General features: G+C 38.2%; 7 protein-coding genes. 6 read left to right on the forward strand and 1 reads right to left on the reverse strand.

Features of this window, described 5'->3' with window-relative positions:
* Window positions 1–367 precede the first annotated feature (367 nt).
* From BTO08_RS02900 to oppF, 5 genes are all read left to right on the forward strand, one after another.
* A complete protein-coding gene (locus BTO08_RS02900; protein ID WP_105059822.1) occupies window positions 368–1,999 on the forward strand; it encodes an ABC transporter substrate-binding protein in 1,632 nt (543 codons plus the stop codon).
* 83 nt (window positions 2,000–2,082) lie between these two features.
* Complete coding sequence (gene oppB / locus BTO08_RS02905) at window positions 2,083–3,003, forward strand: oligopeptide ABC transporter permease OppB (RefSeq protein ID WP_105059823.1); 921 nt, start codon at window positions 2,083–2,085, stop codon at window positions 3,001–3,003.
* A gap of 16 nt (window positions 3,004–3,019) precedes the next feature.
* Window positions 3,020–3,931, forward strand: a complete 912-nt coding sequence (oppC, locus tag BTO08_RS02910) for an oligopeptide ABC transporter permease OppC (protein WP_105061299.1) — start codon at window positions 3,020–3,022, stop codon at window positions 3,929–3,931.
* A gap of 80 nt (window positions 3,932–4,011) precedes the next feature.
* Window positions 4,012–4,977 carry an ABC transporter ATP-binding protein gene (locus tag BTO08_RS02915; protein WP_105059824.1) on the forward strand — a complete coding sequence of 322 codons (966 nt, stop codon included), beginning with the start codon at window positions 4,012–4,014 and terminating at the stop codon, window positions 4,975–4,977.
* Window positions 4,977–5,966, forward strand: coding sequence for a murein tripeptide/oligopeptide ABC transporter ATP binding protein OppF (gene oppF, locus BTO08_RS02920; protein ID WP_105059825.1), 990 nt, complete (start codon window positions 4,977–4,979; stop codon window positions 5,964–5,966). Before BTO08_RS02915 ends, oppF begins: the two co-directional genes overlap by 1 nt.
* 74 nt (window positions 5,967–6,040) lie before the next feature.
* On the opposite strand, the gene BTO08_RS02925 is transcribed toward oppF, so the two are convergent.
* Window positions 6,041–7,621: an EAL domain-containing protein gene (locus BTO08_RS02925; protein WP_105059826.1), complete on the reverse strand. Its 1,581-nt coding sequence runs from the start codon at window positions 7,619–7,621 to the stop codon at window positions 6,041–6,043.
* A 716-nt stretch (window positions 7,622–8,337) separates the two neighbouring features.
* On the opposite strand from BTO08_RS02925, the gene BTO08_RS02930 reads away from it, so the two are divergent.
* Window positions 8,338–17,334: a DUF11 domain-containing protein gene (locus BTO08_RS02930; RefSeq protein ID WP_105059827.1), complete on the forward strand. Its 8,997-nt coding sequence runs from the start codon at window positions 8,338–8,340 to the stop codon at window positions 17,332–17,334.
* Window positions 17,335–17,734: the final 400 nt, after the last annotated feature.

Here is a 17,734-nt window from a genome sequence, read left to right on the forward strand (position 1 = left end):
GTGTTTGTGTTTAGTTTTGTAGGTTTTATGATCTGTCGTTTTGGTTTTATTTGAGTTTATTTACTGCTTTTTAGGTTAATTATTGGTTTTATGTAGTGTTATTTTCTGTTTTTTAAGTGTTTGTAAAAATGAAACGTTAATTACATTGTCATTAATAGTGTTTAAAACTAATGAATAGTGATCTTCTTAGCATAAAGAAGCTTTCAATTGTTAAAATATGGTAAATATAGTTATGTTCTGGTAACGTTTTGAATAATTCTTCGGTTTGATTGGATTGTTTTAGGATAAAAACCAGCCAATAAAGCTATCTAGAGTAGCCAAATGAAGAACGTCACGGACGTAATAAACTGATGTATTGGAGTAATGCATGTACAAGAATAAAATCACTCAAGCACTCATGATGAGTGCAAGTTTTGCCGTAGCCGCCACTTCTTTTTCTTCTTTTGCGGCACAAGTTCCATCCGATGTAAAACTTGCTGATAAGCAAGAACTTGTTCGCGGTAATGGAACAGAGCCAGAATCGCTAGATCCTCAAAAAGTATCAGGTGTACCTGAATCAAATGTTATTCGTGATTTACTTGAAGGGTTAGTAAACCAAGACAGTAAAGGTAACTTAGTACCAGGTGCCGCTAAGTCGTGGGAAACAGCTGATAATAAAACTTGGATCTTCCACCTTCGTGAAGATGCAAAATGGTCTAATGGTGATCCTGTTACTGCGGATGATTTTGTTTATACATGGCGCCGTTTAGCGGATCCAAAAACAGCATCTCCTTATGCGTCATATATTCAAATGACAACAATGGCAAACGCTGAAGATATTATTGCAGGGAAAAAACCAGCAGATACATTAGGCGTTGAAGCGGTTGATACACATACTTTAAAAGTAACATTGGATAAACCAGTGTCTTACTTTGCATCAATGCTTGTTCACACTTCAATGAAACCAGTAAACCAAAAAGCGGTTGAAAAGTTTGGTGATGATTGGACAAAAGTAGGTAACTACGTATCAAACGGTGCTTATAAACTCGATAAGTGGGTCGTTAACGAGCGTATTGTGTTAACTCGTAATGAAAATTACTGGGACAACAAAGATACCGTTATTAACAAAGTAACGTTCTTACCGATTGAAAACCAAGTTGCTGCAATGAACCGCTTCTTAGCGGGTGAGCTAGATATGACGTATGAAATGCCAAACGAGCACTTTAAGCGTCTGCAAAAAGAATATCCACAAGATGTAAAAGTTACGCCATACCTATGTTCGTACTACTACGAATTTAATATGACGCGTAAACCTTTTGATGATGCAAACGTACGTAAAGCACTGTCATATGCTATTGATCGTGATGTACTGGCGAAATTTATCGTAGGTAAAGGTGAAACGCCAGCTTACAACTTTACACCATTGGCAACCAATGGCTTAGATGTTGATATGCCAGAGTACTCGAAGCTAGATCAAAAGCAACGTTTAGCGAAAGCAAAAGAGCTATTGAAAGCGGCGGGTTACGACCAAAATAATCCTCTGAAATTTAGCCTGCTTTACAACACATCTGAAAACCACAAGAAAGTGGCTGTTGCGATAGCTTCAATGTGGAAAAAAGGTTTAGGTGTTACTGCAATGCTAGAAAACCAAGAGTGGAAGAGCTACCTCGACGCTAAACGTCAAGGTAACTTTGATGTTTCACGTGCCGGCTGGTGTGGTGATTACAATGAAGCATCGACATTCCTAGCTATTATGCATAGTGGTCACTCACAAAACTATCCGAAATACTCTAGTGTGGCATATGACAAAGCGATCGATGATGCAATTCTAGCAAAATCAGATGCACAGCGAGCGGCTGATTATAAACAGGCAGAAGCGCAACTTGCTGCAGATATGCCTATCATGCCTATCTACCACTATGTTAATGCGCGTTTGGTTAACCCTCAATTAGGTGGTTACCCAATGGAAAACCCAGAAGATAATATCTACTCAAAAGATATGTACTTCACAGCGAAATAATTCGCACTAAATAAAAATAATAATATGCAGCCTTCGGGGAATGGAGGCTGCTCTTTGCACTCACAGCAATTACGGTAGCGTTTATGTTTAAATTCATAGCTAAACGGATTTTAGAAGCCATACCGACACTCTTGGTATTGATCACAATTTCTTTTTTCTTGATGCGCTTTGCGCCAGGAAATCCTTTTTCAAGTGATCGTCCACTTCCACCAGAGGTTATGGCAAATATCGAAGCGAAATACGGCTTAGATAAACCAGTTTTACAGCAATACACCACCTATCTTGGCAATATTGTCCAAGGTGATTTTGGTCCGTCTTTTAAATACAAAGATTTCACCGTTAACGAGTTGGTGGCAAAAGCCTTACCTGTTTCGGCAAAAATTGGCTTTTTCGCCTTTATTTTTGCATTAGTGATGGGGGTAGCTGTTGGCACTATTGCAGCATTGAAACAAAATACCTGGCTCGATTATACCATTATGTCCACTGCGATGGCGGGAGTGGTCATGCCGTCCTTCATTCTCGCACCTGTTCTTATCTACATATTCTCGATTAAGCTGCAGTGGCTACCTGCGGGTGGTTGGCAAGACGGCTCTACAAAATTTGTGTTGCTACCGATGTTTGGTATGGCGCTTCTCTACGTCGCCACGTTTGCCCGTATTACTCGTGGTAGCATGATTGAAACGTTAAATAGTAACTTCATTCGTACAGCGCGTGCGAAAGGTTTAAGTTACCCTTATATCGTCATTAAACACGCTTTAAAGCCTGCACTTCTTCCTGTTGTTTCTTATATGGGACCTGCTTTTGTTGGCATCATCACGGGCTCTGTCGTTATCGAAACCATTTTTGGTTTACCGGGTATTGGTAAGTTATTCGTTAATGCAGCGTTTAACCGTGACTATTCGTTAGTACTTGGTATTACTATTTTGATTGGTTCATTAACCATCATCTTTAACGCCATTGTGGATATTGTTCTCGCAACAATTGATCCTAAGATCCGTTACTAAGAGGCTAATAATTATGATGTTAATGAAAAAAGAAAGTGTAGAAGCCTTAGAGAACTTTTCAGAAAATTTGGAAATTGAAGGCCGTAGTCTTTGGCAAGATGCGCGTGTGCGTTTCATGCGAAATAAAGCGGCAATGATTTCTTTAGCGATTTTATTTTTAATTACCTTTGCCGTTATTTTTGGCCCAATGTTTAGCCAATATGCGTTTGATGATACTGACTGGTATGCGCTGCATGCCGCGCCATCACTCGGTGCTGAAGGACACTTTTTTGGTACTGATAGTTTAGGACGTGACTTATATACTCGAACCCTGATTGGTGGGCGGATCTCACTGATGGTCGGGATTTTAGGTGCATTAGTCGCGGTTGTGATTGGTACGCTTTATGGTGCAGCATCGGGATTCATTGGCGGTCGAACTGATCGCGTTATGATGCGTATTCTAGAGATTTTATATTCAATCCCATTTATGTTCTTCGTGATTGTTTTAGTGACGTTTTTTGGTCGTAACATCATGTTGATATTTATTGCGATTGGTGCCATTTCATGGCTCGACATGGCTCGAATTGTTCGCGGTCAAACCCTGTCTTTACGTGGCAAAGAGTTTATTGAAGCCGCACATGTTTGTGGCGTGAGTCGCTGGCGTATTATCACTCGCCATATTGTGCCTAACGTTTTAGGTATTGTGGCGGTTTACTCAACGTTACTTGTTCCGTCAATGATTTTGACTGAATCTTTCCTTAGCTTCCTTGGCTTAGGGGTACAAGAGCCAATGACCAGTTGGGGCGCACTGTTACAAGAAGGATCTCAAACAATGGAAGTGGCTATTTGGCAGTTGATATTCCCTGCAAGCTTCATGGTTGTGACATTGTTCTGTTTTAACTACGTGGGTGACGGTCTACGTGACGCATTAGATCCAAAAGATAGATAAGAGGATGAAGCAAGGCAAGAAACAAAATGGTTAACAATAATAAAGTTTCCAATGCTTAGTTTCATTTATAAGGACGTAATATGAGCTTATTAGATGTAAAAGATCTGCGTGTCGAATTTACTACCCCAGATGGTATTGTAACTGCAGTTAATGACTTAAATTTCTCTCTAAACCTTGGCGAAACCTTGGGTATTGTGGGTGAATCAGGTTCAGGTAAAAGCCAAACCGTTTTTGCCATCATGGGGTTACTTGCCAAAAACGGCAAGATCAGTGGCAGTGCTAAATTTGAAGGCAATGAAATTTTAAATATGCCTGAAAAGGCGCTGAATAAAATTCGTGCAGAACAAATCGCGATGATTTTCCAAGACCCGATGACATCGCTAAATCCCTATATGAAAGTGAGCGATCAGCTCATGGAAGTATTAATGCTGCACAAAAACATGAGTAAGTCTGAAGCGTTTGAAGAGTCTGTTCGCATGTTGGATGCGGTTAAGATCCCAGAAGCACGTAAACGGATTAGCATGTACCCACATGAATTTTCAGGTGGTATGCGCCAGCGTGTGATGATCGCAATGGCGCTATTGTGTCGTCCTAAGTTGTTGATTGCTGATGAGCCAACAACAGCACTTGATGTAACCGTCCAAGCACAGATTATGGAATTGCTGAATGATTTGAAGAAAGATTTCAATACTTCAATCATTATGATCACTCATGATCTTGGTGTTGTTGCGGGAAGCTGCGACAAGGTACTTGTGATGTATGCCGGGCGAACGATGGAATACGGTAAGATCAATGATATCTACTATCAACCAAGCCATCCTTATACCGAAGGTTTACTACGTGCTATCCCTCGTTTAGATACTGAAGGCGAGGAGTTACCGACTATTCCTGGAAATCCGCCGAACTTATTACGTTTACCTACGGGGTGTCCATACCAAGATCGATGTCATCGTGTATCGGCACGCTGTAAACAAGAGTCGCCGATCTTAACTCCGTTCAATGATGGTCGCTTACGTGCGTGTTTTTCTGATATGGGGGCATGGTAATGAGCACAGAAAAGAAATTACTATTAGATGTAAATGATCTTAAAGTTCACTTCAATATTGCTGCTAAATCAGCATGGCCATGGACACCACCACTTAAATTAAAAGCGGTTGATGGTGTTAATATCCGTATTTATGAAGGTGAAACACTTGGTGTCGTGGGTGAGTCAGGTTGTGGTAAATCCACTTTTGCTCGTGCTGTTATTGGCTTAGTTGAAGCGACGGATGGGCAAGTGGTTTGGCTTGGTCAAGATTTGACAAAGTTGAAACGTGAAGCGTTAAGAGAGAAACGCAAAGAAATTCAAATGATCTTTCAAGATCCATTGGCATCATTAAACCCACGTATGACGGTTGGGGAAATTATTGCAGAGCCATTAAAAGCATTTTATCCAAAGATTTCTGCGGATGATGTGAAGCAACAAGTACAAGCGATGATGGCTAAAGTGGGTTTATTACCTAACGTGATAAACCGTTATCCTCATGAATTTTCTGGCGGACAGTGTCAACGTATTGGTATTGCGCGTGCATTGATCTTAAAACCTAAAATGATCATTTGTGACGAGCCGGTATCAGCACTTGATGTATCGATTCAAGCTCAGGTTGTTAATCTACTTAAATCGCTACAAAAAGAGATGGGTCTTAGTTTGATCTTTATTGCCCATGATCTTTCGGTTGTGAAGCATATTTCTGATCGCGTGTTGGTGATGTATCTTGGTAACGCAGTTGAGATGGGTGAAAGTGATGCATTATTTGCTGATCCTAAACATCCTTATACTAAGGCCTTAATGTCTGCGGTACCTATTCCCGATCCAGAGCTTGAGCGTAATAAGCACATTGAATTATTGGAAGGAGATTTACCTTCACCAATGAATCCCCCTTCAGGCTGTGTATTTAGAACCCGTTGTCCAAATTCAACGTCATTATGTGCAAAGCAAAAACCAACTTTGCAAGGTGGTGATGTACATGCGGTATCATGTTTACATGTAGCTTAGTGAGCTTTTGATAATATTCTCCACCAAAAAAACACGGCAATTATAGCTGTGTTTTTTTATAGCCTAACTGTTATTTATATAACGTTTTTAGATTGATATATTTTTAATATATTAGTGAATGGTTGTGGTTTGCTATAAAGAAAACCTTGGTGATAGTGAATTCCCATAGTGAGTAAACACTCTGCTTGTTCGGTGGTTTCTACGCCTTCTGCGACTACCTCAACTTCTGCTTTATCAGCAAACGCCACCAATGAACTCACAATAGAATTTTTGTTATTACAATCTAGTTCATCAATAAATATTTTATCGATTTTGATGGTGGTGGCTTGTAGTTTTTGTAGTGCCAGAAAATCACAATAGCCATTACCGACATCGTCGAGCTTGATTTGAATTCCCATATCATTAAGTTTCTGGCATACATGGCTGGCAAGTTCGATGTCTTTTATTGGAGCTCGCTCGGTTAATTCAAAGGCTAAGTTATGAGCTTTGACTTTGTAGTGTTGTAAAGCATTTCGTGTGATTTCAACCAGTTTAGGGTCTTGTATAACACTTGCGCTCAAATTAATACTGAAGTAATAAGGTAAAGGCTTTCCTTGATGCAGCATTTCCAGTTTTCGAATATCTTTTGCAACCGTATTAATGAGTTGGAAAGTCAGTGGAGTGATGACTCCATTTGTTTCACATTGCGGAATAAACTCATCAGGAAAAATGACTTTACCTTTTTTAGTTTCCCATCGGATCAATACTTCGTAGCCACAAATCTGCTGTTTATTGGCATCAACAATGGCTTGGTAATAGGGGATAAGGTGATTTTGTTTAATCGCATTTTCCACCAAAAATTTGATGATGCTAGCACTATGATAGCGGCGGTAACATAAGAAAATAAATGCGGATGTAAACAGTGCTAGTAACAATAATAAATAGGGTTGTATCTGTGCTCGGTAAGTATTAATAACTGTTGGGGTTGAATAATACTTTAACCACGCTTTGTTATTTAACGACATCGTTAAAATAGGCTCAATGATATTTTGAATATCTCCGCGAACATGTTCATTAGAGAATATTTTGCTGATCGCGCTTGTTGGATCGCCAGTAAATAGTGTGGTTTGATTACCTTCAATCATTTGTAGCCAACTATTTTTTGGTAATTTAGTTAGTAGTGGGTTATTTGGCTGTTGCACTATATCAACAGTGATTGTGCCACCAATAATGTTTTTGTTGTATTGCAGAATCGACTGACTATTATTTTTGTTAGCAATCAGCATAATTTGAGGATCTAATGGAATATATTGAAGTGGATGCGAATACAGTGAGCTCCTATCACGGTGATCGCTACACTTCTTACCACTATGTGTAGTAAGTTGGATGGAGGCAATTTGAGGTGAGTAATAACTTATTTTTTCAAGCTCTGTTACATCATTCAGGTCACAGGTATATGATAAATTGTATTGTAAATTATCCAATAATATTGAAATGTTTTTTATTTCATTAATATAAGAATAAAAACGTTGATTCTCTAAAAAATTCAGGTGAGATTTAAATAGTTGAGTGCTGACTTTTTGTGATGAAAGCGTTATGAAAATAGTAATGATAGCAATAGCAAAAAAGCCAATAGCAAAATTAAAAAAGGTAAAAGAAAGACGTTTTAATTTCACAGTTAGTATACTCAATTATCTATAGTGTTAATGATATTAAATAATATAAGTCATATAAGATTAAGGCTCTACTTAATTGTTCTGAAAATAACGCATGAATGATAAGTTAAACAATTAAAGTTTAAATTTTTATGATTTTATTAGTGACTGATTTTTCAAATGAATATTTCAAGGGTAATAGCGTTAAGATATATTTAATATTGTAACCTTGATGTTATAATGATTTATTTATCTCTTCTACTGTCTTTTTCAAAAAATAGCCATGATTATCTGTACATGATAACTATAGTGAATAGCATGTATTAACCTGACTATCATAGTGTAGAATTATTATTTAAAGAGTTTGCGCAGTTAAACTTTCATCATGATTTTTTTAAACTTGAAAATTTTTAGTTTTTTTTATTTTAAATAATCAATTTTTTATTTTTAACTGATTGTTTTTTAGCTATTTACTTTCTCACCTCTTGTTTTCTGCACATGTTATAAATTACTTTTATTGTCGTTTTCTCTGTTCTGATTTTCAGATTCAATGTTATTCATAACATATGAGTTAACCCTATATCTTTACCTTGTTAGCCTATATACATAGGACACCTAGTCAGCAGAAATAGAGTGTAGTAATAATTGATAAGAAGATATACGGGAAGCTTATGCATTTGTTTTCAAAATTAGTAAGACTTATATTATCTTTATTGATATGTATAACAGGTTTGTCGGTGCTATCAGCACAAGCAAATATTGTTGATGATTTAGTTGTATCTATTAATACAACTAAAAATTATGATTCAGGTTCGTCAGTTAAATATACAATAACAATGAAAAATAACTCGGCGGATCATGTTTATAAAAAGGTTAAATTAAGCGCACTTATTGCTGATATTACCACTAACTTAGATTCTGGAAGTGAAGGATTAGTTTTTTCTTCTGTTTCAAATAAAGTAGGAAAAATTGGTGATAATAGTAGTGCGGGTACATTTAGCACTACGGGTAATTTAGAAGCAACTGATATTACTATCGCTCCCTCTGAATCTGTAAAATATATTATTACAGCAAAGACCGTTAATAATGCGATAGGTGATATTAGTACTGATGGAAAAGTAACAGTGAAGAAATTGATGTTTCTTCCTATGCTCGATATTGAACCTGTTATTACGAAGTATTTACAACCAAATGTTTCCATTACTAAAACAGCAACAGCGAATTATATAACAGGTAAAAATGCTAAATTTACCATTGTTGTAGAAAATGCGCCTGATGCGGGGACTGCACGTAATTATCATGTTATTGATGAAATTTCGTCGATTATTGCTTTATTAGCCAATAATAATGTTGATGATAATAGTCATTGGATAGAACAAGACATTACAGATCAATCGCCAATGGCTTCATGGTCTATTGATGCGACGGTTGAGAATAGCGCTGAGTCAGCTTTAGCATCTACTGTAACTAATACAGATCTTAATGATGTGATTACTCTGCCTCCTGCGGGAAAAATTACCTACGTTATCGATGTAAAAACCAAAGATGTCGCGATTGGTGATATATCAAATGTAGCTACCTTATTAGACTCACAAAAGCATGTTGTAAACACGACAGATACGGTGTCGAGTAAGGCGCAGTTATCAACCACGACTAAAAATACCAAGCAAGTTGTTGAGAAAGAGTACACATCGGGGCAACTGATCACTTACAAACTAAAAGTCGAAAATACTCAAAAAAACAAGTTTGCCAATAATATTTCTCTCACCGATAAGCTGATGACATGTCCTGAAACGACACAATTAACCGGTAATGATGAAGCCCCTTTTGAGTACTGGTATATCGATTCTATTTATGCAACTAATACCGATAAAGGTACTGATGCAGGTGGTAAAGCCAATGATCCAAAAACTCACCGTACAGGCGATATAAACTTTGTCGTTGATTTAGCGCCAAGTTCCTTTGTTGAATACACGATTAAAGCGAAGGTGAAAGACACGACGATTGGCCATATTCAAGATAGCAACGCTTGTGGTGATGATTTTAATGAATCGGGTTCAGGCATTGATATGCCAAAAGGTAAGATTCAGATCAAGAAATCGGTTGATCAAGACAAATTCACACCTGGTCAAGATATTACCTATACCATTGTTATCAAAAACCCTTCAAATGGCTTATTGATGAATATTCCAGTGGTTGATGACTTAGCTGCGCTTACTGCTGAAGATGTTAATGGTAATAATGTTTACCCATTTACCAATATTAATGTCGAAACAGAGCAAGGAACGCATTCTAATGCTGATGTAGATAACCAACTTAATACAAATCCTATTAATGTAAAAGCTACGATCTTTCCCAATGAAGAAGTGAAATACATTGTAACCGCGACGACACGTAAAGATATTGTGGGTGTCATTAAAAATACGGCGGTAGCTGGTGAAGGTAATCAACAAGGTAAATCTACTGTTATTACTACGCCTCGTTTAGAAAATTTAAACATAGAGAAGCATGTTAAAGGCGCCAATCGTGATGGGTGGCGTGCTTACGGCTATAAGGATGATGAGTTTACTTACACCATTAAAGTAACCAATCCATCTCCAGCGGGCTTTGCCAAAAATGTGACTGTGACGGATGCTATTTCTCAAATAAAAGCTGAGTTACTTGAAAAAGCGGGTGAAGAGGTGCCTGTATTCACGTCATGGACAGTATCAACGGATACTGACGGTGGGGCGGAAGTTGTTACAGCGCCTGAAAATAATAAAGATTTAGAGAGCGTTATTAACGTTCCAGCTGATGGCTCGGTAACATTTATTGTAACGGCACAGATTGATCCTCGTCGTAAAGATCACGTGGTTTGGGGAAAATTTACTAACCAGGCACAAGCTGAATTGGCACGTACAGGTGACGTCATCAAAACAACTCACGTTGATGTCGTTCCTGCTGAGCCGCGTATTCGTTTACGTAAATTAGTTTCAACAGAAACATACACCGTTGATCAGCCACTTGATTACACCATTGATATTGAAAACTACGAACGTGATGGTTATGTGAATGATGGTCATGTTACTGATTCTATTTCTAGTTTGGGTATTTTTGATTCGTGGAAAATTTGGTGGGAAGTGATTGATGATGATAAAAACTCATCAACGACAGATCGCGGTCAAGGTACTGAACTGTTTGGTTTTCCTAACTCGGAATCTTCGGCAGTGAACGGGACGAAAGATTTAGATCGTGCTCGTTTTGATTTGGCTCCTCATCAAACGCTTCGAATCCACGTTAAAGGGATTGTGTCTCATAATGCGATAGGTAAAGGAATAATCACTAACGTTGCAACTGTTGATGACAATTCAGGTGAACATTTTGATGCCTCTGTGGATGTAAAAGAAGACGGCGTGACGGGTAATAGCGTTAGTATTTATAAGTATGGCGATCCTGATTTTAAACGTTACCACCCTGGCGATAAGTACACTTGGACTGTACATGTTGTAAATAACAGTGCACATCAAGTTGATCATGTCATTGTTAGCGATCAGATCTCAGGCCTTGATATTGCACTAGCAAATAATGGTGATAACCATGACGCCGATACGACAGGAACACCCTATCGTTCTTGGAAAATAACCAAGCAGATCGGTAGTGGTAGTTATCAAGCATTTGATACAAATGTTGATTTAAGTGATCACATTTCACTGAAGGCAAAAGGTGAAGACGGTGATAGCGTTACTTACCAAATTACAGCCATCATTAAAGACAATGTGGTTGATGATTGGCTACAAAATGTTGCTAAAGTGACTTATCGTTCACCTAAAAATGGTCGAATGGAAGAGATCACAGCTTATGCCGATGCATCGGTACAACGAGCATCAACCGGTGGAAATATCACGCGTCATTTAAGTGAATCTCATTATATTCCGGGTAAAACAGAAATCGTTTATACCGTCACGGCTTCTTCAAACTTGGGCTACATGAATAACAAAGCCATTTTGGAGAACCTAAAAGGCTTGAAAGTTAAAACCATTAATAAAGACGGTACAACCTCAGAAGGTAATCCGTTTGATCATGGATCTGGTCCTGAATTCACGGTTGACGTTATAAAAAAAGAATCAAAAAAAACTCACGATGCACCATCAACTTCAACAGATGGCAAGGTAGACGGTACCGTTGCTGATAATAAGAATATCGATACGGTGATTGATGTCGCTCCGGGTGAGAAAGTGATCTATACCGTAACAGGTAAGATCCGTGAAGATGCTGTGGGTGATATTACCTTTAATAACGATTCTGATTTAGTGGTGGAGCCTTACGAGCCAAAACTTGAGATCACTAAACAAACACAAGAGAAAAGTTACAAGCCCGGTCAACAATTAACGTATTTATTGACGGTTGAAAATACAGGTAAAGCACACGCATTTAATGTGCATATTAAAGATCTTATTGCAGATATAAAGGTTTTAGATATCAATGGGATTGAAGTAACTGCATTTTCAAACATTAGGACATCAGATGAATATGCGGGGGATTATAAAGATTGGTTCTACCCCGGTAGTTACGATCCTTATAGCAGCCTTGATACGACAGATACCATCATCCCATTAGGTGGTAAAGCAGTATACACGGTAAAAGCAACCGTAAATAAAGATGCGGTAGGCTCCATTACCAATGCACTTGATGTTAATGGCAATACAACAGAAGTTGTTACAAACCCAGTGACGGGTAAGTTCGAAGCTAAAAAGACAATCCTTGCTTACTATGATGATGAAAAAAATAAGCTGCCGAATTTAAAAGGTTATATGCCTGGTGGTTACATCGAATATGAAGTGACGGTGACGAATAAAAGTGAGGCCAATATTGATGATCTATCAATTAAAGATGATTTATCAGCAATTACATCTAAAACATTCGATGGTAAGGATAACGAGCCTGTCTTTGATGAAGTGCTAATTGAAAGCAGCATAGTTCATAAAGATACTTTCACTCGCGTCGCAGGTTTTGATTCGTCAGATTTAGACTTGAATACGTCAGTTGATATCGGTGCGCTAAATACTGTGACATTTAATATTAAAGCGCATATTAAGCCTAACATTGTGGGGACATTCCAAAATGAGGCAAATATTGGCGAGCGTATTAAACCTAAATCACCTGTTTCTCACATGCTACCGTCTGATATTGAGTTGGTTAAAACAGCACTGGACTCTGATGGAAAAGAGATCTCCACTTATGCTCCTAGGCAGTCAATTCAGTACAAAATTGAATTGATAAACACAGGCTACGGTACTAGTTACAACACAGTATTAAAAGATGAATTGAGTAAGCTTGTTACTAATGTTGCTGAGTTATCTGGTGATGGTAAGCAAGATCCTGAGGCGACACCGTTTAAGGCTTGGTCTGTAAATGTGCCAATAACGGAAGGGGGTATTACTACGCTTCCTGTAACAACAGGCGAACAAGACATTAAATCTAAGGCTGTTATTGCTCCGAAGAGTGGAAAAATTACGATTTTAGTAGACGCAACCATTAGTGAAGATGCTTTGGGTGAAATTACCAATACTGCTGTTTTTGGTAAAAAGAAGGATGATGCAGCGCTAATACCTGAACCTAAACAGCTAAGCTCATCAAAAGCTGTGATCAAACTTGATGAAACGCCTTTTACATCAAGTAGTTTTTATACTCCTGAGCAAAAAGTGACGTACGAAATAAAGGTAACCAACAATTCAAAGAATTGGGCTAATGATATTAAAGTGAAGGATGTTGTCGCTGATGTAAATGTCGATGTTGCAGGCGATAAGAACGAACCTGCTTATAGTCATTATGAAATTAACTACCGTGTTGAAGGTGGAGTTAGCGGGTTACCCGATACGTTTGTTCCTGTGCAATCACCACTAGTGAACAAAACATTGAATACAGAAATTGATATCGCGCCACAGCAAACGGTTATTTTTACCGTTGAAGGGAGTATTAAAGAGATGGCTGTAGGCGTGATTGATTCAAATCACGCGATGGTGGATGGAAAAGATAATGCATCAGAAGTTATTCCACCACAAAACAGTGATTTTGATATTCAAAAAACTGTTGATCAAGACACTTTTGTTTCGGGGCAAGAAGTGACTTACACCATAACGGTTAAGAATATTGGTGAGGCGTGGCTCAATAATTTTCCTATTAAAGATGAAATAACGACTATCATGGCTGATATTGCTCATGATGCTACATCAGCCACAAGCGGTGCTGCATTTAGTTCTGTATCAGTGGATGCTAAAGCATCTGAGGGTTCATTTGTCACAAGTAATTCAACAGATAATATTGATGCTATTGCAGATATAAAACCCAAAGGTTCGGTGACATTTACAGTAAAAGCAGTCGTTGCTGATAACGTCATTGGTTCAATTGATAATACAGCGTATGCCGGTAGTAAAAATATACCGTCACAAACCGTAACGATTGATCCAATTGAGGGTGAATTCACGATTGAGAAAGCGGTAAATAAATCTACATTTGTACCTAGCGATATCATGACTTATACCCTAACACTTGAAAATAAATCAGAGGCATGGGTAACAGACGTAAAAGTCACGGATGCAATTGATGCCATTGAAGCGGATGTCGCAGGTGGTAAACAAGGCTCTGCATTTGATAAATCATCAATAAAAGTAACGTCAGGTAAAGTAATTGTAGGTGACGGTTTTGTTGAAAAAAATCCTGATGGCAGTATTTCTGCGTTAGTCGATTTAGCGCCGAACAGTAAGGCCGAAATCACTATTCAAGCAACAGTTGCTGCAGACGTTGTCGGTGATATTACAAATACCGCTATGGCAAATGATACGGCTTCAAATGAAGTGATTATCACGCCAGAAGCATCTGAAATCACGATTGAGAAAACAGCTGATATTAGTGAGTTTGTTCCGGGTCAAACCGTGAATTACACCGTGACTGTGAATAACACCCAAGCGAGTTGGGCGACAGGCGTTAGTATCAACGATGAAGTGTCAAAAATTGAAGCTGATATTGCTGGTGGTACATCAACGTCACCATTAACAGACAGTGCTTTTGATGCCAATTCGATAGTGACGAACATTGCTGACTTGGGTGATAGCAAGGTCGTTAAGCAACAAAGTAATGAAAAAATCATTTTAGATATCGCGCCTAATTCGTCTGTGGTGGTCAATATTGCTGCGAATGTGAATAACAACGTGATTGGCTCTATTACGAATGTTGCACACGCAATTGATGAAGATAGTGAAGATCACCAAGCTGAAGTAACGATTGAGCCTATTGATGGGGCTGTTGTTTTAACTAAAGAAGCAATGAACCCAACTTACCAAAATGGTGGTGAAGTTGGTTTTGAAATTAAAGTTAAAAATACAGGGGCAGGGTTTGCCACAAATGTGGTACTTGAAGATTTAATTAGCAAGATAGAAGCAACAACAAACTTAGGTCAATCAACACCAGCATTAACACATTGGAAAGTGAGCTATGCCGTTGGTGATGAAAACACCAAAGTGATGGATGTCGCTTTAAACAAACTAAAGCAAGATTTACCTGAAAATAAAGATGTGAATGTGGTGATGGATATTGCGCCGCAAGATGCTGTGATATTCACCGTAATAGGCACTGCTGCTGATGATATTATCGATGATATTACTAACACTGCGAGTATAACAGTTGGTGAGAACAAGCAGGAGTCAACGGCAACCGTAAAGCCTGAGCAAACTAGTTTTGAAGCAACCAAAGCAAGTGTTGAATCACATTACATTATTAATAAGGATTTAAGCTTTGAGTTAAGCATCACCAATACATCGAACAACATGATTGATGACATGGTTGTTAATGATGATATGAGTGAGATAGAGGTGAAATACCGCGATGGCTCAATAGGTCCTGCTTTTGTAAAAGGCAGCACAAAGTTTGTTGTAGAGACCGTTCCACAAGGCGCACAGGTTCAAGCGCAAACAGAGACTCAGTTCTTACTTGATCTGCCTCCAAAGCAGACGATTACCTTTAGAGTAATTGGTACTGTGGTTGATAGTGCCAATGGATCTTTGCAAAATATTGCAACGGTGAATGATCAGGATATTCCTAGTAATTTTGTACCGCCATTACAACCTGATATTACAGGTACTATTGTTACGACAACGGACTATGATGCTAATAATACGGGGGATGACGAATTTATCTATGTTCCTGGTGGAACCGTGGTTTATACCATTACTTTAGAAAATAACACGGACGCATTTGCTAACAATGTTGGCTTTATGAGTGAGTTTTCAAAAGTGAATACTGCAGATTATAGCGGTCGTCAAATCCCAGCTTACACAGATTGGAAAATCGTAACGAAAGCGACAGGAACTGAACGTGGTACAACGGTAGGTAGTTACACTGATGGTAAAGATGTACAAACGGGATTGCACATCGCTCCACACAGTAAAGTGGTTTATACCTTTACGACCACAGTAGATAAAAATTTAGTGAATGTTATCGACTATGCTGCCTTTTATTTAGATAACAAGGCAATAGTAAAAGCGACACCTCGTAACATTAATATAGGAAAGCTAGCATCAACAGTAAAACCTATGCTCCCAGAATACGACTTGAAGCTGACAAAAACAGCATCAAAAGCAACAGCACAAGTGGGTGATGTGGTTGAGTATGAAGTGATGGTGGAGAACGACAATAAAGCGAACTTCTATGATGTCTCGGTTATCGACCATTATCCAGCAGGCTTTCAATATGTGCCGGGTTCTACCCAAATCGTACATAGTGGTTCTGATGGTGAGTTTGGTACGCCAGATGATAAATCGCTAAGCCAAGAGCCTGTGATGTCAGGGCAATTAACTTTTAGAAAGGTTAACCTGAAATCAAACGAGAAAGTACGTGTCCGCTATTTAATGCGCGTTAGTACTGGGGTGACATTTGGTAAATATGTGAATACTGCTGTTGCGCAGATCCGAGGTGAAAATAAGTCGAATATCGATAAAGCCGTGGTTGAAATTGAAGCGGATAAGTTATTCGATACCGCATCTATCATAGGTAAAGTATTTGAAGACTTAAATGGCGATGGCTTCCAAGCCGATGCAACAGCGAAAGGCATTACTGTAAAAACGGACTTACCGAAAGGGGATTATGTTGCTAATTCAACAACCTTAATGCATGACGGTAAAACGACAGTAGTGAGTGATGTGAAACAAGCAGCACCTATTAGCAGTGGTATTACAGTTAAAACATTGATGGGCCAATCGCAAAACCGAACCTTGAAACAAGGTAACAAAGCTGTGATCCGTTTCAAAACGACAACAGCTAGACCGTTTGCCTTTAGCGTAACAACAAACAACGGTACTCATGTTCACTTTGGTACTGATGGTAAGATCACGCGCACATTAACCGGTGATACCAAACAAGGGCTTTCAGCGGAGAACCTCAATGTGACACGTAATCTATACCAAGCAAAAACAGGATATGTTTGGGAAATCGTGATTGAAAACGTGGGTATTTATGAAGATGGTATTCCTGGAGTTCGTTTAATTACCACGGAAGGGATCAAGATCGAAACCGACCAATTTGGTCGTTACCATATTCCTGATCAATGGGTAAAAGACAAGAAAGGTAAGAATTTCCTTGTGAAAGTTGATACTGACTCTTTACCAACAGGAATGAAAGTGATCAGTGAAAATCCTAAAGTGCAGCGTATAACACCACACGCACTGGCGAAGTTTAATTTTAGCGTTCAATCCAAACATTAATTAGTAAGTGATAAATTAAAGGCTGATGAATCTTCATCAGCCTTTTTTATATCTCTAATCATTAAATTGGGTCATACCTTATAATAATAGTTACCTGCTGATGAATATAATCATCAGTAATTTTTGTTATTAAAGAAATGATTTAATTACGATTGATTCAGCATTTATATTTTAATCAAATAAATGAGTAGTAATACATCCCCAAGATAACGACGAATAATTATAAGTATAAAAATAGTTGATGTTAGATAGATAGAGCTGATTGAATAAAATACAGTATGGCGATATTTATCATTTAGAAAAAGCCAATGAACTCTCTGAAAACGTAATTCAAAACTTAAGATGAGTATAAAAATGCCATCAAAAAATTTGTAAGGTTATGATTTTTTTGGTTTATGTT

It is taken from the genome of Photobacterium angustum (assembly GCF_002954615.1).
GTDB lineage: Bacteria > Pseudomonadota > Gammaproteobacteria > Enterobacterales > Vibrionaceae > Photobacterium > Photobacterium angustum_A.

What these genes read in the sequence shown, in the direction of transcription:
- oppB (WP_105059823.1), top strand. Translation starts at nt 2,083, where the DNA reads ATGTTTAAATTCATAGCTAAACGGATTTTAGAAGCCATACCGACACTC.
- BTO08_RS02915 (WP_105059824.1), top strand. Translation starts at nt 4,012, where the DNA reads ATGAGCTTATTAGATGTAAAAGATCTGCGTGTCGAATTTACTACCCCA.
- oppF (WP_105059825.1), top strand. Translation starts at nt 4,977, where the DNA reads ATGAGCACAGAAAAGAAATTACTATTAGATGTAAATGATCTTAAAGTT.
- oppC (WP_105061299.1), top strand. Translation starts at nt 3,020, where the DNA reads ATGTTAATGAAAAAAGAAAGTGTAGAAGCCTTAGAGAACTTTTCAGAA.
- BTO08_RS02900 (WP_105059822.1), top strand. Translation starts at nt 368, where the DNA reads ATGTACAAGAATAAAATCACTCAAGCACTCATGATGAGTGCAAGTTTT.